At 34.5% G+C, this 24,214-nt stretch carries 17 protein-coding genes; 4 read left to right on the top strand and 13 right to left on the bottom strand.

From position 1 onward, the window contains the following. Window positions 1–49: 49 nt before the first annotated feature. Window positions 50–421, top strand: coding sequence for a VOC family protein (locus E5D58_RS07455; RefSeq protein ID WP_136481224.1), 372 nt, complete (start codon window positions 50–52; stop codon window positions 419–421). Here E5D58_RS07455 and bshA read toward each other — a convergent pair whose 3' ends face one another. The 7 genes from bshA to E5D58_RS07490 form a co-directional block, all read right to left on the bottom strand. Further along, the gene (bshA, locus tag E5D58_RS07460) at window positions 422–1,561 is read right to left on the bottom strand and encodes an N-acetyl-alpha-D-glucosaminyl L-malate synthase BshA (protein ID WP_136481225.1); all 1,140 of its coding nucleotides are present in this window, start codon (window positions 1,559–1,561) and stop codon (window positions 422–424) included. A 3-nt stretch (window positions 1,562–1,564) separates the two neighbouring features. After that, on the bottom strand, window positions 1,565–4,483 hold the full coding sequence (locus E5D58_RS07465) for a glycoside hydrolase family 3 N-terminal domain-containing protein (protein WP_136481226.1): 2,919 nt from the start codon (window positions 4,481–4,483) through the stop codon (window positions 1,565–1,567). 123 nt (window positions 4,484–4,606) lie between these two features. After that, window positions 4,607–5,092 carry an ABC transporter ATPase gene (locus E5D58_RS07470; RefSeq protein WP_136481227.1) on the bottom strand — a complete coding sequence of 162 codons (486 nt, stop codon included), beginning with the start codon at window positions 5,090–5,092 and terminating at the stop codon, window positions 4,607–4,609. A gap of 8 nt (window positions 5,093–5,100) precedes the next feature. Continuing rightward, on the bottom strand, window positions 5,101–5,892 hold the full coding sequence (locus E5D58_RS07475; protein WP_136481228.1) for a (Fe-S)-binding protein: 792 nt from the start codon (window positions 5,890–5,892) through the stop codon (window positions 5,101–5,103). Window positions 5,893–6,059: 167 nt separating this feature from the next. Beyond that, entirely contained in the window at window positions 6,060–7,376 is a 1,317-nt protein-coding gene (locus E5D58_RS07480; RefSeq protein WP_136481229.1) for a (Fe-S)-binding protein, read from the bottom strand. A gap of 2 nt (window positions 7,377–7,378) precedes the next feature. Beyond that, window positions 7,379–8,326, bottom strand: coding sequence for an MlaD family protein (locus E5D58_RS07485; protein ID WP_136481230.1), 948 nt, complete (start codon window positions 8,324–8,326; stop codon window positions 7,379–7,381). 63 nt (window positions 8,327–8,389) lie between these two features. Then, complete coding sequence (locus E5D58_RS07490; RefSeq protein ID WP_136481231.1) at window positions 8,390–9,472, bottom strand: N-acetylmuramoyl-L-alanine amidase family protein; 1,083 nt, start codon at window positions 9,470–9,472, stop codon at window positions 8,390–8,392. A 181-nt stretch (window positions 9,473–9,653) separates the two neighbouring features. Here E5D58_RS07490 and E5D58_RS07495 point away from each other — a divergent pair, with 181 nt between their 5' ends. Together E5D58_RS07495 and E5D58_RS07500 are read left to right on the top strand one after the other, a co-directional pair. Further along, window positions 9,654–12,443 carry a putative LPS assembly protein LptD gene (locus E5D58_RS07495; RefSeq protein WP_136481232.1) on the top strand — a complete coding sequence of 930 codons (2,790 nt, stop codon included), beginning with the start codon at window positions 9,654–9,656 and terminating at the stop codon, window positions 12,441–12,443. Between the two features lie 28 nt (window positions 12,444–12,471). Then, on the top strand, window positions 12,472–12,852 hold the full coding sequence (locus E5D58_RS07500; protein WP_136481233.1) for a Rid family detoxifying hydrolase: 381 nt from the start codon (window positions 12,472–12,474) through the stop codon (window positions 12,850–12,852). Window positions 12,853–12,859: 7 nt separating this feature from the next. Here the strand turns inward: E5D58_RS07500 and E5D58_RS07505 are convergent, their stop codons facing one another. Beyond that, the gene (locus E5D58_RS07505; RefSeq protein WP_168796655.1) at window positions 12,860–14,245 is read right to left on the bottom strand and encodes a response regulator; all 1,386 of its coding nucleotides are present in this window, start codon (window positions 14,243–14,245) and stop codon (window positions 12,860–12,862) included. Window positions 14,246–14,410: 165 nt separating this feature from the next. Here E5D58_RS07505 and E5D58_RS07510 point away from each other — a divergent pair, with 165 nt between their 5' ends. Further along, window positions 14,411–15,451 carry a GMP reductase gene (locus tag E5D58_RS07510; protein WP_136481235.1) on the top strand — a complete coding sequence of 347 codons (1,041 nt, stop codon included), beginning with the start codon at window positions 14,411–14,413 and terminating at the stop codon, window positions 15,449–15,451. Between the two features lie 8 nt (window positions 15,452–15,459). On the opposite strand, the gene E5D58_RS07515 is transcribed toward E5D58_RS07510, so the two are convergent. The 5 genes from E5D58_RS07515 to E5D58_RS07535 form a co-directional block, all read right to left on the bottom strand. Further along, window positions 15,460–16,689 (bottom strand): ATP-binding cassette domain-containing protein, encoded by a 1,230-nt coding sequence (locus E5D58_RS07515; protein WP_136481236.1) that lies wholly within the window; start codon window positions 16,687–16,689, stop codon window positions 15,460–15,462. A gap of 19 nt (window positions 16,690–16,708) precedes the next feature. After that, a complete protein-coding gene (locus E5D58_RS07520; protein WP_136481237.1) occupies window positions 16,709–17,572 on the bottom strand; it encodes an N-acetylglucosamine kinase in 864 nt (287 codons plus the stop codon). An 80-nt stretch (window positions 17,573–17,652) separates the two neighbouring features. Then, the gene (gene gap / locus E5D58_RS07525) at window positions 17,653–18,657 is read right to left on the bottom strand and encodes a type I glyceraldehyde-3-phosphate dehydrogenase (RefSeq protein ID WP_136481238.1); all 1,005 of its coding nucleotides are present in this window, start codon (window positions 18,655–18,657) and stop codon (window positions 17,653–17,655) included. Window positions 18,658–18,674: 17 nt separating this feature from the next. After that, a complete protein-coding gene (pfkA, locus tag E5D58_RS07530) occupies window positions 18,675–19,661 on the bottom strand; it encodes a 6-phosphofructokinase (protein WP_136481239.1) in 987 nt (328 codons plus the stop codon). Between the two features lie 137 nt (window positions 19,662–19,798). After that, window positions 19,799–24,181 (bottom strand): translocation/assembly module TamB domain-containing protein, encoded by a 4,383-nt coding sequence (locus tag E5D58_RS07535; RefSeq protein ID WP_235835877.1) that lies wholly within the window; start codon window positions 24,179–24,181, stop codon window positions 19,799–19,801. Between the last annotated feature and the right edge of the window lie 33 nt (window positions 24,182–24,214).

A 24,214-nucleotide genomic window follows, 5' to 3' on the forward strand; every position in this document is an offset into this window, starting at 1 on the left:
TAATCTACAATTTTTTAGTATTTTTATAGAACACATAAAACCATATATCATGAAATTAGGAGCCTTTTCTGTTAGTTTAAGTGTAAAAGATATTAATGCTTCGAAAGCATTTTATGAAACCCTTGGTTTTTCTGTGTTTGCAGGAGCTATTGAAAATAATTATCTCATCATGAAAAATGATAAATCTTTAATTGGTTTATTTCAAGGCATTTTTGAAAATAATATATTAACCTTTAATCCTGGGTGGGATGAAAATGCTAACACTCTAGAAGATTTTGACGATGTGAGGCATATTCAGGAACACTTGAAAAACAACGGTATAAAGCTAGAAAGAGAAACCAATGAAGATACTTCGGGTCCAGCAAGTCTAGTTGTTTTAGATCCTGATGGTAATGCTATCCTTATAGATCAGCATATTTAATTATAGTACTAAACAATTTGCTAAAGTATCTTCGTAAATGGCCTCATATTGAGGTACGATAGCATGCAAATCAAATTTTAAAGATTGTTTTCTAGCATTATCCTTAAAAGTCTTTAATCGATCTTTATCGCTTAAAATATATAAGGCATTTTTAGTCATATCCTTCACATCTCCAACATCACTTAAAAAGCCCGATTCGCCATGAATATTAACCTCTGGTATACCTCCTGTATTACTCGATATTACAGGTACTCCAGACGCCATGGCTTCCAATGCTGCCAAGCCAAAACTTTCAGTTTGTGATGGTAACAAAAATAAATCGCTAAAGCACAATATTTTATCAATCTCATTACTTCTACCAAAAAACACCACCTTATCTATAATACCTAGTTCGATGCAACGTTGTTCTACTTTTTCCTTTTCTGGTCCCTCACCAATAAACATTAACCTAGCCGGTATTTCTTTCTGAATATTATAAAATACACTTATTACATCTTGAACTCGTTTTACAGGTCGTAAATTACTAATGTGCGTAATAATCTTTTCATTGTCTTTTGCCATCATACCACGTTGACAATCTGTAAAACCATGAAGATCATGCTTTTCTAAATCAATAAAATTGGGAACCACATGAATGTCGTTTTTTATATCAAACAAGCGTAAAGTATCATCTTTTAAACTCTTTGAAACCGCGGTAACAGCATCAGACTTATTAATGCTAAATGTAACGGCTGGCTTATAAAACGGATGACTGCCTACTAAAGTGATATCTGTTCCATGTAAAGTAGTAACTATAGGCACATAAATACCTTCTTCTTGAAGCATTTTTTTTGCCATATAAGCTGCATACGCATGAGGAATAGCATAATGTACGTGAAGAATCTCTATTTGATGAAGTTTTACCATATCAACCAACTTACTAGATAAAGCTAATTCATAAGGTTGATAATGAAATAATGGGTACTCTGGTACATTTACCTCATGATAATGTACATTGTTACTAATTAACTCTAATCGAACAGGTTGATTATAAGTAATAAAATGTATTTCATGACCGCGTTTAGAAAGCTCTAAGCCTAATTCTGTGGCCACCACACCACTACCACCAAATGTTGGATAACAAACAATCCCTATTTTCATATCCTAATCTTCTATCGCTTCGTAAATAAAGCGTTGTATTTCTGTTCTTATATTTTCCTTTAGCAGCAGGTTCTTTCCAGCATTCGGATACGTTCTGTTTGCTAAAAAGACATAAACGAGTTCTTCTTCTGGATCGGCCCACGCATAGGTACCTGTAAAACCGGAATGCCCAAAGCTTGTCATTGATAAACATCCACAGGTTGGTCCTTCATCACCCAATTGGGGCTTATCAAACCCCACACCTCTTCTATTATCCTGACTGCAAAAATAACAAGTATTAAACTTTTCTATTGTTTCTGGTTTTAAATATCGCTTCCCGCCGTAATATCCTTTTTGCAAATATAATTGCATAATTTTTGCCACATCGTTAGCATTACTAAAAACGCCAGCGTGCCCTCCTACACCATTCTGCATGGCGGCTCCCATATCATGAACATAACCATGCACTTTTTGATATCTGTAATAATCATCTATTTCGGTCGGTACAATCTTTTTACTGCTTATTTTATAAAAAGGTTTATACATCGTATTATTAGCCCCAAGCGGTTCATAAAAATGTGACTGGACCAACTCGTCCAATGTTCTGTCGTAGTGTTCCTCTATAAATTTCTTTAAAATATAATATGGAAAATCGCTATAGCGGTATTTTAACTTATCTAACAACTCAGAATCCTTGATAATCTTTGGAATGGAATCTTGGTAATCTGTTCTTAAAAACATATTCCTTGCCACCTCAATATTAAAGGAATCGCTTTGTTTAAATCTATAATATTTTTCCCTTGGCCTTTTGGTAATAGAATCTAAAGTATAGTAATAAAATGGCTCCCACGGCCTTAAACGAGCATAGTGAGATAGCATTTCTTTTACGGTAATATCTGCTTTATTTGAGTCCTTATACTCCGGAAGCAATTGTGATAGTTTAGAATCTAATGATATAATACCTTGCTCTTCTAACTCCATAACCAGTGGCAACGTGGCTATTATTTTTGTTAAAGACGCAACATCATAGATATTATCAAATTCTACTTTTTCCTTTCCTTTATAGGTATGCTTTCCAAAATTTTTATTGTAAATAACCTTACCTTTTCGCGCTATAAGCAGCTGAATTCCGGGAGTCATTTTTTTTTTGACAGCATAATTTGCTATCGAATCAACCTTATTCAACTTTTCAGAACTCATTCCAACTCTTTCTGGAAACGTATAACTTAGTCGCTTTAAAGCATTATTATAAATCCCTGAATACAAATTAAAATGCTTGCCTACAGAAACAGGTAATCTACCTTTTGAAGATAAAGCACCAAAAATGATCTGTGCAGATTTTTGCTGGGCTATCGCACTATTTTGATAGCTTACCACAATACTTTCTATATTACTCACACTCTTTAGTGCAGATAACGCATATGGTTTTACAAAAACGTCTAGAACAATCGTATGTTTTTTTGAAATGCGCTCTAGCCACTCTATCTCTTCTTCATTAAACTCATACGATTTCCATGGATTATCATTAGATCGATGAAAACCAACAATTACCAAATTATACGGCTGTAGCTTCCCGTCTAAATCTTTTAAACGCTTTGCTTCTATGGCATGAACTTTAGTATATTTCTTTAATTCCTTAAAAAAAGCTGAACCAGTATCGTCTCCTAATTTAACATAGGCAATACGCTTTGTTTCAAGTTGTTGAAGTGGCAATAAATCTTGATCGTTTTTTACAACTGTTATGGCATTTTCCATAAGTTCTTCATAAAGCACATCATCTTTCAGTCTATTTAAATCGGCCGATAAGTTTTCTAAACTAATTGGCTTATATTGATGAAGCCCTACTTTATACTTTGCACGTAATATTTTTTTTACAGAATGTTCTAAACGCGTTTCATCTATCAAGCCTTGGTTATAGGCTTCAATAATTTTAGAAACACCCACACCAACGTCTTCAGACATTAACATGACATCATTCCCAGCCAGAAAAGCAGCTAAATCAATATCGCCTGTTTCACTAAATTCTGAAGCCCCTTTCATGGTTAAGGCATCTGTGAAGATTAATCCTTGAAACCCAAGTTTATGTTTTAATACATCGGTAACAATGTATTTAGAAAGCGATGAGGGATAACCTGCCCTTTGTTCTAAACTAGGTACATTTAAATGTGCTACCATAATACTAGATAGGCCTTCACTAATAAGTTTTTTATAAGGATAGAGTTCTACAGAATCTATTCGCTCCTCAGAAAAATTAATGGTTGGCAACGTTTTATGAGAATCCTGATCGGTATCGCCATGACCTGGAAAATGTTTTGCGTTCGCCAAAACACCAGCACTTTGCATACCTCTCATAAAAGCAGCCGCCTTTTTTGTAACATTGTCTTTGTCTTCTCCAAAGGAACGATTCCCTATAATTGGGTTTAACGGATTCGTATTTATATCAACAACTGGCGCAAAATTAAAATGAACCCCTAAACGCCTACAATGCGCTCCAATATGCTTACCAGTTTGTTCGACAAGTCTATTGTCTTTAATAGCTCCTAAAGTCATGTTCCATGGGAATGCATACGTAGAATCCAAGCGCATACTCAACCCCCATTCTGCATCCATACCAACCAACATAGGGACTTTAGATAAACTTTGAAGTTCATTATCTAGCTTAGCTTGTCTGTAAGGTCCGCCTTTGGAATAAATAAGCCCACCAATATGGTACTTTTTTATAGTTTCGATGATCTCTGTCTTCTCCTTGCCATCCTGATTAGACATTACTTGAACCATGTATAATTGCCCAACTTTTTCATTTAGGGACATGCCATCATATATACTATCTACCCATGCTTTTTGAGCAGCAACATCGTCTGTTAATAACGGGTTTATAGCCTTTTGACCAAACCCAAACAAGGTGTAGGTTAAGATAAACAGTAGTAAATAAATATGGCGCATAAAAATGTTTAATTAAGAAGCATTACTAATATCCAATAGGCTATATTAATAACCATGCCAAAATAATACTTTTACAAATAGATCGAAAGACTTTAAGATAGATTTATAAAGATTTTGGGACAGCTATTTTATGAATCTACTATGCCAACTTTCGCTAGCTGGCACTTCCCAATTTTCATGAAATTCACTGATGTTAGTTACTAGATTATTAAACACAATGGTGTTTTTTGAAACAGCCTTGTCCTTAGCCATTTTCCTGAAGTCTGCTAAAGATTTATAAGCCACATACTCCCCCTGTTTATAAGACACATTCATTTTATCCATTAAATCAACATTATAGTCTTTCTCTAACTGTTGAATAAAATGTACGGAAGCGTCAATAGAACAACCTGTAGCCGCATTTAAACTTTGGTTTAATCCGATAACTATAAAACGCTTATATTTAATCGTATAACCTGCTTGCAAATCTCCACCATGGGCCGTCCAGTTTTCAATAAAAACATCAAGTTTTTCACTGATTTCTTGTATTTCTTCCTCAGTAAAAGAGCGATTTGCTTGGTATATCCAAACTCTTGATTCTTCTGGTAATGTATTAAAATCTACTAGCATTTTTTTAGTTATAAATCTTGGGCATTAGCAATTAACTCAGCAACATCCATAACGGCAACGTCACTTTCTTTTTCTTTAGCCTTAACACCATCGGTCATCATGGTGTTACAAAACGGACAGCCCGCAGCAATAATTTCTGGTTTTACAGTAAGTGCTTGTTCTGTACGTTCTATATTAACTTCTTTATCTCCTTCCTCAGCATCTTTAAACATTTGTGCACCTCCTGCCCCACAGCATAACCCATTTTTACGGCAGTTCTTCATCTCTATCAATTCGGCCTCTAACTTTTGAATTAAATCTCTTGGGGCCTCATAAACGTTATTGGCTCGTCCTAAATAACAAGGGTCGTGAAATGTAATACGCTTCCCTTTAAATTTCCCGCCCTCAATGGTTAAACGCCCTTCATCTAGCAGTGATTTTAAAAATTGCGTATGATGCATAACCTGGTAAGTACCGCCTAAACCTGGATATTCATTTTTAATTGTATTAAAACAATGTGGACATGCTGTCACTATTTTTTTTATTTCATAAGCATTTAACACCTCAATATTTGTTACTGCTTGCATTTGAAATAAAAACTCGTTCCCTGCACGTTTGGCTGGATCGCCAGTACAACTTTCCTCGGTACCTAATACTGCAAAATCTACATTTGCCTTATTTAAAAGTTTTACAAGGGCTTTTGTAATTTTTTTTGCTCTATCATCAAAGCTTCCCGCACAACCTACCCAAAATAATACTTCTGGTTGCTTTCCTTCGGCCATGTATTCTGCCATTGTTGGTACTTTAAGTAATTCGCTCATATTGGGTTATTATATTTATTTACTCGGTTGCGCGTTAGGGATTGAGGCACCTGTTGAAGCTACTCATAGAGAGCGACTGCCGAAAGCCCGACCTATATACTGAACCAAATTCAGGATATAGGTAACGCCCAAATTATTTATATTAGATAATAAATTTACCTGACACCTTAGGCCTCGTTTTTCCAGTTTAACCTATCCATTTGATTATATGGCCAAGGTGCACCATTGTTTTCAATATTTGTCATCATACTATTTAACTCTGCTGGAGCCGCTGATTGCTCCATAACTAAATAACGACGCATTTCCAATATAATTGAAAGTGGATCGATACTTACCGGACACGCCTCAACACAAGCATTACATGATGTGCAGGCCCAAAGTTCTTCTTTAGAAATATAATCGTCTAATAATTGTTTTCCGTCATCTTTAAACTCGCCTTTGTTAGCATCAAGATTCTTCCCTACTTCTTCTAACCTATCGCGAGTATCCATCATAATTTTTCGAGGCGACAGTTTTTTACCTGTTTGGTTAGCAGGACATTCGCTAGTACATCGACCACATTCCGTACAGGTATAAGCGTTAAGCAATTGAACCCAACTTAAATCTTGAACATCACTAGCTCCAAATTTTTCTGGAACATCATCTTCTGCGCCTTCTACCGGGGCCGTAAACGGATCTACATTTGGATCCATCATCATTTTAACTTCCTTGGTAACCGACTCAACGTTAGTCATTTGCCCCATGGGCTTTAAATTACCATAAAAGGTATTAGGAAAAGCCAGTAGAATGTGTAAATGCTTAGAAAAATACAAGTAATTCAAGAACACTAAAATACCTATAATGTGTAACCACCATGCAGCTCTTTCTATAACATGTAATACACTGGTGTCCATACCGCTAAACCACGGTGTTATATATTGACTAATAATATTTCCTGAGTTTAAGGCTTGAAATTCTACATCAGAAGCATTCATTACCAAAAACAAAGTCATTAATACCATTTCAAAATATAAGATAAAATTCCCATCGTTTTTAGGCCAGCTAGTCATTTCACTTTTCCAAAAGCGTGATAATTTTAAAAGGTTCCTGCGTATCCAAAATATAATAACAGAGATAAATACTAAACATGCCAATACCTCGAACGTACCTATTAAAAAACCATACAATGAAACTGGTAATACTTTTAGTCCCAAACGATGTGTGCCAAAGAATCCGTCTAAAACTATCTCGAGAACTTCTAGATTAATAATTATAAATCCTAGGTATACAATAACATGAAGAAGTCCAGATACTGGCCTACGCACCATCTTACTTTGACCTAAAGCAATCATAGCCATATTTCGCCATCGTTGCGACCTATTATCACTAACATCGACCTTTTTACCTAACTTAATGTTACGAATTAACTTCTTTATATTCCTTATAAAGTAGCCAATACCCGCAATGAGTATTAAGGCAAATAAAATATTTGATAAATATGACATACTTATTTCGTTTCTTCTATATTATCTTGATAAGGAATTTCCTTTTTAGATAAAATGCGTCTATACCTATTTGGGTGTAGTTTTATATCTCTTAAAAGTTCTTCCAATTCCTTAGAAGCGGCTTCTAAATTGTCATATAAGGCCTCATCTTTTAAAAGTTTTCCAATCGAGCCTTGTCCATTTTGCATGTCACTAAGCACGCCATTAAAACTATTTAGCGTAGACTCTAGACTTTTTATGGTTTCATCTAAATTAGAATCGGCCAAAGATTTAGTCACCTTACTCAAATTTCCAGAAATAATTCGGGCATTTGTAAGTACGGTATCAATATTCTGCTGATTATCAATCATTAATTTATTGAGGGTTGACGAGGTTTCCTTAAACGAAGCCATTGTATAACTTAATTCCTCGATGCTCTTCTTTAAGTTTGCTTTTGTCTTTTCATCAAAAACTTCATTTAAATTTTGAAGCACACCATCGGCACTTACCATCATGACCTCTATTTTTTCTTGAAGTGGTGTTAGCCGCTGATTTACTAAATCTGTTAAACCTGCTTTTTTACCACTTTTTAAATAGGCTCCATTTTGGGCTACTTCTGCTCCATCGAACGCAGGCATAATAGCAATGGCTTTCCCTCCAATTAATCCTGTTTCATAAAGTTCTGCCCTACTATTAACCGAAAATTCAAAATCACTATCAACCAAAAGTTTTACTATAAGTTTTCCTGAGCCATCTTCCTTAAAAGTTATATCCAAAACCTTACCAACTGGCAAACCACTAATAGTTACAGGGGTAGATACCACAAGCCCTTCAACATTACTATATTCTGTAAAGAAAACCCGCGATGAACTTAATATGTTTTCACCTTTTAAATAATTAAACCCAAAAATAAAAAGAATGATTCCTAATATTGCGAGTACTCCTGTTTTAACTTCTCTGGTTATTTTCAAAATCCCTATCGTTTAATAAACAAATTTAATATAATTTTAAAAAGAACTTGATTAATTGTAAGTTCATTTTAAAGCTTCTGCCAATGGGACTTTTTTTCCTTCTTTATAGGCTACGATAAAACAAGATTTATAACCTTTAGCTCTAGCTTCTTGCTCTAATTCTTTAGCCCCATCATAATTTGAAGTCTTACCATAAAAGTATTTATATAGGGATCCCTCCTTGGTTTTGGAGATATCACTTAAACCATTAAAATTGTATGGTTTAGTTTCTAGAGACTTAGAACTCGCTGCAATTTGAATTTTAAACATAATGTCATTAAATTCGACTGTTTTATCATCTATTGCTTCAGTTTCATAAGTAGCGACATTCTCCTCTAGACTGGTTTTATATTCAACAATAGCATCTTTAATGGCCATTGCCATTTCTCGTTGCCCTTTCTTTGAGTTTAAATAGGCGCCTTCACTTTTGTTTGTTAAAAAGCCTAATTCAACCAATACGCTTGGCATAACCGTTTGATGAAGCACAATAAAACCGGCCTGCTTTACTTTACGATTTTTACGTTTTAGCTTATTCGCAAAGTTATTTTGTATAAGTCCTGCTAGTTTTATGCTTTGATCTAGATACTCTTCTTGACTTAAAAGAATACTCATAACTGATTCGGGTGAATTTGGATCAAACCCAGCATAGTTCTTTTCGTAATCCTCCTCCATAAAAATTACTGAGTTTTCCTTTTTAGCAACTTCAAAATTTGTTTTATTTCTGTGAGTTCCAAGCACGAATGTACCAGCACCATAAGCTTGCGTATGATGCGAATCACAATGAACGGATACGAATAAATCTGCCTTGGCCTTATTAGCAATTTTTCCTCTTACGAATAAATCGACAAATTCATCCTTCTTTCTTGTATATATAACTTTTATATTGGGGTTTTTCTCTAACTCTTTTCCTACTGCCAAAACAATTTTAAGAGCTATATCTTTTTCTTTATAGCCATTACCTAAATTCCCAGGGTCTTTCCCGCCATGACCAGCATCTAAAACTACCACAAACTTTTTCATTGTATCCGTCTCATCGATGTCAATAAAAGATGAGTTTGTTAATACTAACAAAAAAGATAATAAATATAATATGTTTCGCGTTTTCATGTAGTTACTAAATTTTCTTTAATCGTTATCTAATTTAGCGTAAAGTAGGAACCTAAAATAGTGGCCATTACACAAATTAACGATTAAAATTCTCGGTTTATTATGTGTTGAAATTGTGCAATATTTCAAACAAAAATTTTTAATAAAATATTAAATCAATCCCAGAAAAATATATGTAATTTTGGCTTTTCAAAAACCGAGCCATACTTTTACAAAAATACATTTAAAAGCGTTGCACACAAACAAGTTTAAAATACTTTTTGCACTAAGTTTTACAGTGTTTATTAACACGTTTAGCTACGCTCAAGACATCCCCAATAAAAGACAAAGCATTGAACGATCGGTTATTGAACCCATAGCAATAAAAGCAGAAACTGTTTTATTAAGTTCGGATAGTTTAGATATTCCTAAGCTCCCCCAAAAGGAACAAGATTCTGTAGCAATAGACTCTGTTAAACCCCAAAAAGAATTACTTGAGAACAAAGTTGTTTATCACGCTGAGGACTATACTAAATTCAATAATAAAAAACACCAGCTCCACTTGTATAACCAAGCTAGAATTGAATATGGAGATATGAGTATTGAAGCTGGAAGAATTACCATAGATTATAGTACCAGTACAGTTTATGCCAGAGGTATTATTGACTCTACTGAGGGGTATACGCAAAAGCCTGTTTTCACGCAAGGTAGTAATATTGTTGAACCCGATTCTATTGTTTTTAATACAGATAGTCAGAAAGCCCTAATCTACAATTCGCAAACAGAACAAGGAGAAGGCACTGTCGTTTCACAATTAACAAAAAAAGAAAATGATTCGGTATATTTTGTAAGAAATGCGAGGTATACAACTGCTACAAATCTGGAAGACCCCGATTATTATATCAAATTGAGAAAAGCTAAAATTGTACCTGGTAAAAAAATTGTTACAGGTTTGGCCAATATTTTCATCTATGATGTGCCGACACCTGTTGGATTACCCTTTGGTTTCTTTCCTCAAAGTGAAAAACAAACCTCTGGTATTATTATTCCAACGTTTGGTGAACAAAATGATCGTGGATATTTTCTACAAAATGGTGGCTATTATTTTGCCATTAACGATTACTTAGATTTGACTGTTCTTGGAGACTACTACACCAATGGTAGTTACGCCATGCGTTTGGAAAACACCTATGCCAAGCGCTATAAATTTAGAGGAAATGTGAGTGTACGATATGAAAGCTTTATTGTAAGTGAACGTGGTTTCCCCGATTATGCCAAAAGTACCGTATATAATATCCGTTGGAGCCATAGTCAGGACTCTAAAGCCAATCCAAGCTCCAGATTTTCTGCTTCCGTTAACTTAGGAAGTAGTAATTACTATCAGTTGTCCAATAATCAGGTCAACGTTCCAAACAGGTTAAACAACACGCTAGCATCGTCTGTCTCGTACTCCAAAACATTCAGTGGAGAACCCCAGGTTAACTTTAGTGTTACGGCATCGCACTCGCAAAACACCCAAACAGAGCAGATTAACATGACACTACCAACTTTACAAGGTAGTGTGAGTAGAATTTATCCCTTTGCTTCTAAATCTGGTTCAAAAAAAGGGATTATTCAAAATGTAAACTTTCAGTATAATTTAAGAGCCGAAAATAGAATTCAAACTACAGACTCCTTGTTTTTTAAACCGGGTATGTTCGATGATGCTAAATCGGGGTTTCAGCACTCTATTCCGCTTACAACAAACTTTAAAGTATTTAAACATTTTAGTGTAAGCGCTAGCACTAATTACAATGAAGTATGGACCTTTAAGACCGTTAACAAGTTTTATGATCCTATTGAAGAGGAAGAAGTAACTGAAACCATAAATGGTTTTGATGCCTTTAGGACCTATAATTTTAGCACAAGCGTTGGAACTACCATTTATGGTATGTTTAATTTTGAAAAAGAGGGTAAAGACTCTAAACTAAAAGCTATAAGGCATGTTATGAGGCCATCCATTAGTTATAATATTAATCCCGCTTTTGACCAATACTACGATACTTACGAGGTTATTGATGCCGATGGCAATACGGCTAGAGATGTTGAGTATACAAGATTTGAGGAAAGTATTTTTGGCGTACCTAACAAGACATTTTCAAGTTCTGTGGGCTTGTCTTTAGGCAATAATTTTGAGGCAAAAGTAAGAGATAAAGACAGTACTGCCACTGAGGCTAAAAAAATTATTCTTCTTAACAATCTAAACCTTTCGACTTCATATAACGTTGCTGGAGATTCGCTTAAATGGAGCCCAGTAAGAATGAGTGGAGGCACCCAATTCTTTGACAATAAGCTAAGTGTAAATTTTGGTGCCACACTAGACCCTTATGCTCTTGATAACAATAACAATAGAATTGATGTTTTTAATATTGATAATGGAGGAAGCTTGTTTAGATTAACTAGCGGAAATGTAAATGCCAGTTGGTCTTTTTCAAACAAAGGAGGAGGCACCAAGGATAATAAAGACAGAAATAGGGACGAAAACTTTCAAGGAGGTGGGCGCGATGATGATTTATTCGGTGTGTCAGAAGATTTTTCAAGAGCACAAAAAACCGATTATAGCAATGAAGACGAAGACAGTGATGATGATGAAAAAACAGCTTTTTACAACCATAAAATACCTTGGAATTTAAGGTTGGCGTATGCTGTAAACTACTCAAATTCTCGAAGGCAAAATGAGATTTCGTCTCATTCCCTTATGTTTTCGGGCGATATTGAACTTACCGAAAACTGGTCCATAGGGGCCTCATCTGGCTATGATTTTAAAAATCTAGGGTTTACCCCTACGCAGCTAAGGTTTGCAAGAGACTTACAGAGCTGGCGTATGAATTTTAGCTGGACTCCTTTTGGCCCATACAAGTCTTGGAATTTCTTTATAGGTATAAAAGCAAGCATGCTTCAGGACCTTAAATATGAGAAACGTAGGCAGCAAGATATTCAGTTAAATAGATAGACAACTTTTTTCAACACTAAACGTCATTATGAAAACTATAATTAACACTAAAAACGCTCCAGCCCCCATTGGTCCTTATAGTCAAGCCATATTAACTGATAACACCTTATATACTTCTGGGCAAATAGCTATTCACCCTAAATCTGGTGAATTAACACTTGGAAATATCGAGACAGAAACCACTCAAGTCATGTTAAACCTAGAAGCTATTTTAAAAGCGGCTAATATGACTTTTAAAAATGTTATTAAAACATCTATTTTCATTAAGAATATGGACCAATTTAATAGTATAAATAAGGTTTATGGAAGTTATTTTGAAGAATCTGAAGCCCCTGCTCGTGAAACGGTTGAAGTTGCTCGACTTCCTAAAAATGTTAACGTAGAAATTAGCTTAATTGCCAAAATGTAGTTCACGTTCAAGCAGATGCATTTTTATTATTGGAGTATTTCTTCAATAAGAGCTTTAAACGTTTTACCTCTATAGGTTTAGAAAGGAAATCGTCTATCCCAGAGTCTTTTGCCTTTTCAATATCATCTTTAAATGCACTGGCAGAAACTCCAATTATTGGTGTTTGACTGGTCTTAAACTTCTCGGTTTCCTTAATATATTTTGTGGCTTCATATCCATTCATATCTGGCATATAAATATCCATAAATATCAAGTCGAAATCAAGAATTTTGTATAACTCCAAGGCCTCCACCCCGTTATGAGCAAAAGTACATTCTGCCCCTTGGCGTTCTAATAAAAACTTAATTACCTTTTGATTGGTTAGATTATCCTCCGCCACCAACACTCTAAAATGCTCATTAAAAATAGGTTTATTAACTATTTCTTCAGCTTTTAGACTTAAGGTTTTCTTTAGTTGAAGACTAAAATAAAAGGTTGATCCTTCGTTTTCCTTAGTTTCAATTTTAAGGGTACCGCCCATTATTTTAACTAATCGTTGCGAAATATTTAGACCTATACCGCCTCCTCTATAGTCTTTCATCATACCATCATTATGTCCAATTTCTAGGTTTGACAATGCCCTATTTACTTCCAACTGATTCATCCCTATACCAGTATCCTTAACATAAAAAGTAATTATTTGCGTATCATCAATCCCAACGGATTGATCAACAATTACCGATATACCACCAGAATTTGTAAACTTAATGGCATTATTTATTAAATTAATTAGTACCTGCTGAATTCTAGCTGAGTCGGCCAAAACTAAAAAGCGCTCTTTTTCCTCAGATAAAAATTTATAGTCAAAGCTTAATCCCTTATCAATCATTTGATATTCAAATACTTTGAATAGCGCCGATAGATCCGCTTTTAAGTCGACTGTCGAAGCGTTTAGTTCAATATCCCCTTGTTCAACTTCCGCATTATCGGTAACCATATGCACCAATTGCAGTAGGTGTTTTGCCGAATATTCTGCTATTTCAACTTGAGCCTTTTGGTCTATATTCAATTCACCTTGCTTAAGCATATTGAGCATCCCTAAAACTGTACTTAAAGGTATTCTAACCTCGTAGCTCATATTAGACAAGTAAATAGACTTATGGTCTGCCAGCCTTTCGGCAGCTTCCAAACTTTCCTTTAACTCAACAATCCTAAGCCTTAAATTATCTTTTACAACATCATTCTTAAGCTGATTTTTAAGAAAATATTGTAACCCGAAAACTTGAATAACGGCTAAAACAAACAAAAAAATAGCGGCACTTTCTGTATAAATCTTCTTTTCCAGAAAAAAATAACCAATAACTAAAATAGCGGCAATACAGATAAAAATGAAAAAGGAAAGCTTCTTTTTCATTTTTATAGATTTAATAAAATCTGGGACCAATTTCATTCTTATTACCTAAAAAATTACCAAGTATAAAGATAGTAATTAAAAACAACCGATAAAACGTACGAAAAATTATATTTCATATTTATTTTACTAATTTTAATAAACTGTAAGTCCACAAAATCGTAAAACATGAGAATAGAATATGATATAAAGCTAGGCTTTAAAGATGTTATGATACGTCCTAAACGCTCTACATTAAAAAGCAGGTCTGAAGTCAACTTAGAAAGAGAATTTAAATTTTTACATAGCCCTAAAATTTGGAAAGGTATTCCTGTAATGGCTGCCAACATGGACACTGTTGGTACTTTTGAAATGGCTCAAGCCTTATCAAACGAAGGTCTTTTTACAGCCATACATAAGCATTATACCATTGAGGAGTGGCGGTCTTTTTTATCCTTCGTTTCTAGTAACATTTATAGTAGCATAGCAGTAAGCACTGGAATTAGTCAAAAAGATTCTGAAAAGCTTAAAAATATTATAAGTAATTTCCCCGACCTTCAATTTATTTGCATTGACGTAGCTAACGGGTACTCTGAACATTTTGCCAATTATGTTAAAGAAACCCGAACCAAATATCCTGATAAAGTTATTATTGCGGGTAATGTGGTAACTGGCGAAATGGTTGAAGAGTTATTGCTCTCTGGTGCCGATATTGTTAAGGTAGGGATTGGTCCAGGTTCTGTTTGTACAACAAGGGTTAAAACAGGGGTTGGATACCCCCAGCTATCAGCTATTATTGAATGTGCAGACGCAGCTCATGGTCTAGGAGGCCAAATTATTAGTGATGGAGGTTGTACAAGTCCTGGAGATGTTGCTAAAGCCTTTGGTGCCGGTGCCGATTTTGTAATGCTTGGTGGTATGCTTTCTGGCCACGATGAAAGCGGTGGTGAAATTATTGAAAAAAATGGGGCTTCATTCAAACGCTTCTACGGAATGAGTTCTGAAACAGCTATGAAAAAACATGTTGGTGGTGTTGCAAATTATAGAGCTAGTGAAGGAAAAACTGTTGAAGTATTATACAAAGGAAACGTTGACAGCACGTTACAAGATATTTTAGGTGGTTTAAGAAGCACCTGCACCTATGTTGGAGCGTCCAGACTAAAAGAGCTCACTAAGCGCACTACATTTATACGAGTAAATGAACAAGAAAATAGGGTTTATAACACCTAAAAGGAAAACTATGGTGTCCCTATTTTGCCTATGGATCCATTGTTACTAGGGATAAGTTTAAATATTTTATCGGGTTTTATATATAACTCTTCTCTGTGCGAGATATAAATAATAGCCGTTCTGCTTTCTTTGGCAATTTTATTGACTAACTGTGAAAATATATAAATATCATGATCATCCAATCCATTAATAGGCTCATCTAAAATAAGCAAAGGTGGATGCTTTACCATTGCCCTAGCAATGAGTACTAAGCGTTTATGTCCATCAGATAAAAGCTGAAAACTTTTCTGTTTAAGATGGTTCATATTCAATAATTCTAACCATTGATAAGCTATCCGTTTTTGCTCGTCTGTAGGGTATTTATACAAACCTACAGAATCTACAAAGCCCGAAATAATCATATTTAAAACAGATGTATTTCGTTTAAAACCTCGCATTAATTCTGAAGCGTAAAATCCAATATTCTTCTTAATATCCCATACAGATTCACCACTCCCTTTTTTTATATCAAACAACGTTATATTTTGTCCATAGGCCCTAGGGTTATCTCCAGAAATCAGTGACACCATGGTACTTTTACCTGAACCGTTAGGCCCCACGAGTTGCCAAAACTCATTAGGCTGTATTTCCCAAGAAATATTATCAAGAATTCCTCTGTTACCATACTTTAAGCTCACGTTTTTCAACGCTATTAACGGGACATAACTCTTAAATTCCTTAAAAACTGGTTTTGGTAAGTCTTTTGAAAAGAAATCAAATTTTGAAGTGTATATGTTTTCCAAACTACTTTGTTCGTTTAGTTTACCCAATTTGAAAACATAAAACTTTCGAGTAAAGAATAAAACATCTCTCTTTCTTGTTGTTACTTGAATCAATCGCGTTTTCCGCGAAATACGAAACAGCAAGGTTTTAATTCTTGATTGAGACTTGATGTCGAGACCATCAAAAACATTATCTAAAACAAGGTATTCAAAATCTGCCTTTGACAATAAATGATTCAACAAGGCTTTTTTTCGTTCGCCTTCAGAAGAATTCTTTAGTGTATTTTCAGTTAGCGTTTTTATATCGAAACGACCATGTCGTTCTTCTTCTTCAATAAATTTATTGAGAGTAACATTAGAAAAAACGGCACCTCTTTGTTGTTTAAGCTCTGATAAAAGATTACCCGAACTTAAACCTTGAAGAAGTTCCTTTTTATTTTCATTATTTGAAATATAAATTGCGCAATGATCAGGCACTTTTAAGGATTGCTAAAATTTATTCTATGTCTCTAGTATGAAACGGTACTAAGCCATCAATAGGCCTGCGTTCAAAATTACCAACTTTAAAACCCATTTCGTCTGCAACCTCCCTGATTTCTTTTTGCGAGAAAAATGCGATAGATCCAGCGAAATGCACAGGAACCGTTTTAAGCTCTTCCTTATATTGCAAAATCATGTTTCTAGCAAATAGCCTAATTCCATTTTTAATGAGGTTTATAGTATACTCCGAATCCTTGTGCAAGAACATAAACTCGGCAAAACTTGCTAAGTAAGCATTTGGGTTTGGTTGTTTGTAAAGATTATACTTAATAAAATCGGAGTCCATATTAAACTTTGCACCAAAAGCCACTTTTACATTCTCTGGCATATGATTAAAATAATAATCTCTTATTAATTGTTTTCCATAATAGTTTCCTGAAGCGTCATCCATTAATGTATAACCTAAAGAAATTACACGTTGATGCAGTTTTTCTCCGTCAAAATAACTACAGTTCGACCCTGTTCCCATAATACAAACCACAGCGGCTTCATTAGGGTGATTTATAGTAGAATAAACAGCAGCTAAGGTATCCTCATTAACCTCTACATGCGCATTCGAAAAAATATCTTCCAGCACCCCTTTAAGCATTAGCTTGGGGTTTTCTGTGCCACAACCAGCGCCGTAAAAGAAAACATGTGTTACTTCCTCTTTATGTGCTTTTAAATCTTCACTCTTTTTAATGATTTTATATAGTTTCTTTTCACTGAGTATGGCTGGATTAAGACCTTTAGTCCTCACCTTTTCCATTAATTTATTTCCGTTTTTGTCTACAGCCAACCAATCTGACTTTGTAGAACCACTATCAACAATTAAAATCATAAGTATAAAGATAAAAAAACTCCACAGTGTCATGTGTTACACACAATACTTCTGTGGAGCTATGTATTAATATTTTAATATTATTTTACAGATGCAATGTGTTGTGCTAAGTCAACTAACTTTGTTGAATAACCAAACTCATTATCGTACCAAGATACTAACTTAAAGAAGTTATCATTTAAGGCAATACTTGCACCCGCATCAAACACACTTGTTTGAGCTTCTGAAACAAAATCTTGAGAAACTACTAATTCTTCAGTATACCCTAAAACACCGTTTAATGCACCTTCAGAAGCAGATTTTAAAGCAGCTTTAACTTCGTCCCAAGAGGCAGATTTTTCTGTTCTTACAGTTAAATCAACTACTGATACATCTGGAGTTGGCACTCTAAATGCCATACCTGTTAATTTACCGTTTAATTCAGGAATAACTTTCCCTACTGCCTTAGCAGCTCCTGTTGAAGAAGGAATGATATTAGCCAAAGCACTTCTACCACCTCTCCAGTCTTTTTTAGAAGGACCATCAACAGTCATTTGAGTTGCTGTTGTTGCATGAACTGTAGTCATTAAACCTTCCACAATACCAAAGTTATCATCAATAACTTTAGCTAAAGGCGCTAAACAGTTGGTTGTACAAGAAGCGTTAGATACGATGGTATCATTAGCCGTAATTTTGTCATGATTTACTCCCATAACAAACATTGGTGCATCAGCAGAAGGTGCAGAAATTGCTACTTTCTTAGCCCCGGCCGTAATGTGAGCTTGTGCTTTGTCTAGAGTTGTAAAAATACCTGTACAATCTAAAACAACTTCTGCTCCAACAGCATCCCACTTTAAATCTTCTGGGTTACGTTCTGCAGTAATTCGAATTTCGTTTCCGTTTACAACTAAGTTTCCATTGTTTATATCTACTGTTCCGTTAAATCTTCCGTGAACAGAATCGTACTTTAATAAATATGCTAAGTGATCAACATCTAATAAATCGTTGATTCCTACTATTTCGATATCAGGTCTTGAAGCTGCTACTCTAAAAGCAATTCTACCTATTCTACCAAATCCGTTAATTCCAATTTTTAATTTTGACATAATCGTGTTTATAAATGTTAAGTGCTCATGATATCTGAGACACGCAATAATTCTAAGTTTATTTTTGTTTTTCCTTTAATAGCGTTATCTAAAGGTGTTAATTCCATTTTGCCGTTTATAAGTCCAACCATATAATTGGTTTGACCGTTAAGTATAGACTCAACTGCTTTCACCCCCATTCTACTTGCCAAAACCCTATCGAAACAAGATGGTGCACCACCACGTTGCATATGGCCAAGGACAGAAACTCTAACATCATACCCTTCCATATTTTCATCAACGTAGTCCTTAAGCTCAAAAATATTTTTACCTATTTTATCGCCTTCGGCCACTATTACGATACTCGAGCTTTTTCCTGATTTTTTACTTCTACGCAAAGACTCAACAAGCCTATCCAGACCTAAATCTTCTTCTGGAATTAATATCTCCTCAGCGCCCCCTGCTATACCTGCATTTAAAGCAATATGCCCAACGTCACGTCCCATTACTTCAATAAAAAACAGTCTATTATGAGAACTTGCCGTATCCCTTATTTTATCGATGGCATCTACCACGGTATTTAGGGCAGTGTCGAAACCTAACGTATGCGATGTTCCAAAAATATCATTATCAATAGTACCAGGAATACCCATTACTGGAAAACCAAACTCTTGATTAAAAATAAGTGCTCCAGTAAAAGAACCATCACCCCCTATAACAACTAACCCATCAATTTCGGCATCTTTTAAACTTTGATGTGCCTTGACTCTTCCTTCTTTGGTTCTAAATTCTTTTGAACGGGCCGATTTTAATATGGTTCCACCTTTATTGATAATACCTTTAACGCTTCTAGCGTCCATTTTTTTAAAATCACCTGTAATTAGCCCTTCATAGCCTTGATAAACGCCGTAACATTCTACATTATGAAAAGCGCAAGTTCTTACCACAGATCGAACAGCGGCATTCATACCGGGAGAGTCTCCTCCAGATGTAAGAACAGCTATTTTTTTTATTGTTTTTGGCATCAATTCTTTTTTTTAATCAGGTAAAATTAATAAAGAAAAACCACTTTTCTATAACATATATCATATTTTAAATTGAGTTTAAAAACTACAACGTTTTAGTTGATAAAAATTTCTCTAAACGACCGTAAAAACAAGTGTTATTTGTCTGAAGATGACTTAACTGTTATGTAATCTGGGAGGGGATTTTCTTGCTTTTCTTCTGGATTTTCTTCCTCTATTTCTTCAACATCTGTACTACCAGAAAATAGTTTCTGAATGAGTTCTTTGAAAGTGTCAAAATCTACATTATAGGTAACCCCAACACCTTGGGTATACCCAATGGCCTCTCCAAAATTCCTGATACTATTTTCTTTATTAAATACCTGGGCTCTTAAACTACCTTCTTCATTCAATAAAAATGAAATTTCAACATCTCCGGCAATGACAGTCTGAGTTTGACTTTGACCTCTCCCAGCAATTGGAACCCCAACCTTACCATTTATGGACACGCGCTCACTAATTTGAGTTTGCAATGTAAACCCAAATCTGTCGTCTGTTTGATAATCTGGCCTATTTGAACCAGCTTCATAATTAAGACCTATATTAAGTTTACCATCATTATTGGAAAATAAACCATTAACAATGCCATTTAAACGCTCTGCAATGGTTCCAGAAAAATTTAAATTAGTACCCGCTCCTGAAAATGATCCTGATGAAATAAGAAAAAGCGCTTGGTTTTGCTTTTCTTCCTGCGTTTGTAACCTGTAATTTAGCTCGGACCTGATGGTTGAATTAACATTTGGAAATCCAAAATCAAACTCGGGTTCAGGTTGTTCAAGATCCCCTACCAAGGCAATTTTAAGCTCAACAGGTATAGTTCTATTTATTGGGCTGTCTAATAACGGAGATGGGTTCGCTCTCGTTTTATAAATAGCTAGCATATCAATCTGCGCCTTTAGCGGGTCTCCCTCCCATGCAATAGTTCCTCCTGGTTGTACAATAAATTGTTTTCTAATAATACCGCCATAAGCAAAATTATAAACACCTTCAAAAACAGAAAAATCACCCCACATATTAAACTTACCGTTGGTATTGATTTCAACTAGAATTCCGCCTCGACCTCTACCTTTTAGCGAATGCCCAATATTCTTATCAATAATCAGCTCTACTTCGGCATCTTCTGTAAGGTCTAGATCAAAATCAAGTTCAAGACCTTCAATATTTTCAACAATTAACTCTATGCCTTCCTGCTTAGCACGCTTTTCTTCTTTAGTTATAAAATGAATATATGTATTATCACCAAAGGTAGTCGTATCACTGAGTGGTATTTTAAATACGGTTCCCTTTTCAGTAACTCCTGTTACGTTAATTACCAATTGCTCTGTTGGCCCCACAATTGTGGCTTTACCTCCAATAAATCCAGTACCATAATAAAGCGCCTCTTCAGACTCCTCGGTATCTAAAACCAATAATCTAGGCGTTGAAACTCCTAAATCAAGACTCCAATTAGAGAAATTAACATGACTAATAGAACCATTCAGCCTACCTTTAGAACTATGCTTTATATCTGTAAGATCAATATTATTAAAAACAAAGGTTTGATTTTTTAATGTAACGGATGCTTGTTCATTAAAATCGTAATTAACATTTAAATATGGTATGCCAAGGCCAGCTTTTGCCAAAATTAACTCCCCATTAATATCCGGTTTTTTAAGATTGCCAATCACTTTTACATCTCCAGTGGCCTTTCCTCTAATATTAGATAAAATACCATCGAGCAACGGATTTAACGGAAACAAATCAAAATCAGCAAAGTTCAAGGTCACATCAATATTTGATTCATTCTCTAAAACATTAATATCGCCGCGTGCAGAAAAAGAATTTAAGTCATCATTTTTAATTGTCGCATTGACTTGGTAATTACTTAATGACTCGTTTCCTTTTATTGACGCATCAAAAGACCCTAATAAAAATCTATTTACCTTAAAATTATCGATTACAATATTAGAATTGGGTAAATAACTTCCGTTTTGTTGTAAAATATCTAGGCGTCCATTAACATTTCCATCTAGCCTTAAACTATCAATATCGGGTGTTATTTTATGCAAATCAACGTTAGAAAAATTAAGCTTTATATCTTTTTGGGTAGAGTCCCTAACAAAACCGTTCACAATTATTTCTTCCTTGCCATGGTTAATCCTAAACTTATCAATATCTAATTTGCTTAGCTTTTTATCAAAAGATAGTTTGTGTAGACTATCATTCTCTTCATTAATTAACCATTTATTATTCTTTATTGTGACATCCGATTTTCTAAAACCAATAACCGACTCGTTAGCTTTATTTATAGTATGATAAAAATTTAGATTATAAGCATCTTTGTTCCTTTTACCTCCACTAAATTCAGACCTCATAAACAAGGTGTCGTTAACAGTAACATTAATTAGACTAAAATTTGAAACATTATAAAATTTCGTATTTAAACTGTCTATCTCAATATAAGTATCAAACACAGGATTACTGTTATCTACCTGCAGTTCGATATTATTCGCAAAATAATCGTAAGCTTTAATTTGTGGTGACTTAAATGTGAGTTTAAACCGTTTTTCATCGCTCTCTACCCGCCCTTTGATAAAAGTATTCTTCCCTAACTGAATTTCTGGGTATATAACTTCAACTATCTTATTATAAATCTTAAAATTAAAATCTATATGTTGATCTGTTTTCACCTCATTAGGAATGTAATTAGAATAAACATACCCCAGGGAGTTTTCAAAAAGCTTTTTTAAATCTTTTATCAAAAAGTTCCCCTTCATTTCCCCTTGTATAATATCTGGAGAATTTATTGAAACATGACGCATATCGCCATTAAATCGGGATGTTATATCGAAAGAATTAAACTTGTAGACGTCATGTTCATTTCTATAAACAGTATTACTAAAAGCAATTTTACCAAAAGCATCATCAAAACTCCCTGCATTCATATTCATTCGAACCTTACTCCTAAAAACAGAAACACTGTCCTTTTTTACAAAATTTAAGGCTCTAAGATTAGCATAGTCTACAACAGCTTCAAAATCATATTTTTTAACATATTCAGAAAAGTCGATAAAACCCGTAAAATTAAGGTCAAGATTTTTGTCATTAACCACTAAATTTCCATCGAAAATTCGGTCCATAACATTTCCCGCAACCTTAATACCGTTATACTTATAATTATTAAACTCTAAACTATAAACATCCCCTTTTACCTTTGTATTAAGGGCTTCTGCAGTAAAACCTTTACCATCAACTGTTAAATTTAAAGAACCTATGCCAACTTTTGGATCTTTTAAAAAAGCTCCAAAATCGAAGTCTTTCATTTCTATTTTTCCATTATAAATACCGTTATCAATATCATCTATCTTGTCTATTTCAAGGTTAGAATCTACAAAACCTAGTTCTGTATTTATCGAAATATTGGCGAGTACCTTAGCAGATGTAATTTGTGTGTTACCATGTATGGTAAATCTGCCCAAAGACTCAAAGGAAGACGGAATTGAAGCTCCCAATACATTAGGCAATAGCTTTTTTAAATCGGTGTATGTAGAGGACAAACTATGGAAATCCCCATCCATGAAAAAATTATTGGGTTCTTTATTAAAAAGGTTTTTAAAATGAAGATTACCATAAACTCTAGTATTTCTTCTTGACCTTAATCGAAGGTTTTGGGCCTTTAAATCATTAAGTGTTCCAGATACATCTGCGCTAAATTGAGCCGACTGCCCCTTTCCAAATTCGTTATAAAATACGTTTAACTCATCTAATTGAACCTTAGAATCTTGAAAGGAAGCTGAAACCTTAACCTTGTCTGTAAAATACTGTAAATCTTCACGCTTGTATGTAAATTTTAAATCTCCATCTATTTTTGACTTAGGAGTTTCTAGTTGAAGGTCACCAAACGTCATTCCCGTTAAAGTATAGGCAAAATTGGTTTTTAGGTTTTTCATTCTAAGCCCGCGACTGTCAAGAAAATTCATGGTATTAACACGCATGCTTACATCACTTCCATAAATTAAAAAATTTGTGGCATTAATATTCAATTCACTAAAATTAAAAAGTTGCGGAGTCTCTTTGTTTTGATCGGCCATAGTGAATGTTCCGCCGTAAATAGACACATCGCTGGAAGACAATAAAAAGGTACTCTTCTCCTTACTTGGGTTATCACTTTCAAATTTGTTAACAAAAAAATCAAGATTGGTATCGCGTTCTCCCCTATAAGTTTTAATGTTAAATATAAGACCTTCAATATCTATATCTCCAAAAACCAAATCGCCTTTTGATAAATTTTTAAAGCTTAATATAGAAGTATTTAGCTCGGTAATATCTATTAAAGTATCATTTTTATAATCTCTTACTAATATATCTTTCAACTCAATATCTCCATTGAATTGCATACTTATTCTATCAATATTAATATTGGTTTTAAACTCCTCATTTAGTTTTTTAGTCGCATAATTCCCAAGGCTTGTTTGTACAAAAGGTATAGACAAAACAAGCACCATAATGATGAACAAAAGCAGAAATATGCTTGC

This window comes from Cognatitamlana onchidii (genome assembly GCF_004804355.1).
Classification (GTDB): domain Bacteria; phylum Bacteroidota; class Bacteroidia; order Flavobacteriales; family Flavobacteriaceae; genus Cognatitamlana; species Cognatitamlana onchidii.

What these genes read in the sequence shown, in the direction of transcription:
- E5D58_RS07465 (WP_136481226.1), bottom strand. Translation starts at nt 4,483, where the DNA reads ATGCGCCATATTTATTTACTACTGTTTATCTTAACCTACACCTTGTTT.
- E5D58_RS07480 (WP_136481229.1), bottom strand. Translation starts at nt 7,376, where the DNA reads ATGTCATATTTATCAAATATTTTATTTGCCTTAATACTCATTGCGGGT.
- E5D58_RS07490 (WP_136481231.1), bottom strand. Translation starts at nt 9,472, where the DNA reads ATGAAAACGCGAAACATATTATATTTATTATCTTTTTTGTTAGTATTA.
- E5D58_RS07475 (WP_136481228.1), bottom strand. Translation starts at nt 5,892, where the DNA reads ATGAGCGAATTACTTAAAGTACCAACAATGGCAGAATACATGGCCGAA.
- E5D58_RS07520 (WP_136481237.1), bottom strand. Translation starts at nt 17,572, where the DNA reads ATGATTTTAATTGTTGATAGTGGTTCTACAAAGTCAGATTGGTTGGCT.
- E5D58_RS07505 (WP_168796655.1), bottom strand. Translation starts at nt 14,245, where the DNA reads ATGAAAAAGAAGCTTTCCTTTTTCATTTTTATCTGTATTGCCGCTATT.
- pfkA (WP_136481239.1), bottom strand. Translation starts at nt 19,661, where the DNA reads ATGCCAAAAACAATAAAAAAAATAGCTGTTCTTACATCTGGAGGAGAC.
- E5D58_RS07500 (WP_136481233.1), top strand. Translation starts at nt 12,472, where the DNA reads ATGAAAACTATAATTAACACTAAAAACGCTCCAGCCCCCATTGGTCCT.
- gap (WP_136481238.1), bottom strand. Translation starts at nt 18,657, where the DNA reads ATGTCAAAATTAAAAATTGGAATTAACGGATTTGGTAGAATAGGTAGA.
- E5D58_RS07455 (WP_136481224.1), top strand. Translation starts at nt 50, where the DNA reads ATGAAATTAGGAGCCTTTTCTGTTAGTTTAAGTGTAAAAGATATTAAT.
- bshA (WP_136481225.1), bottom strand. Translation starts at nt 1,561, where the DNA reads ATGAAAATAGGGATTGTTTGTTATCCAACATTTGGTGGTAGTGGTGTG.
- E5D58_RS07470 (WP_136481227.1), bottom strand. Translation starts at nt 5,092, where the DNA reads ATGCTAGTAGATTTTAATACATTACCAGAAGAATCAAGAGTTTGGATA.
- E5D58_RS07510 (WP_136481235.1), top strand. Translation starts at nt 14,411, where the DNA reads ATGAGAATAGAATATGATATAAAGCTAGGCTTTAAAGATGTTATGATA.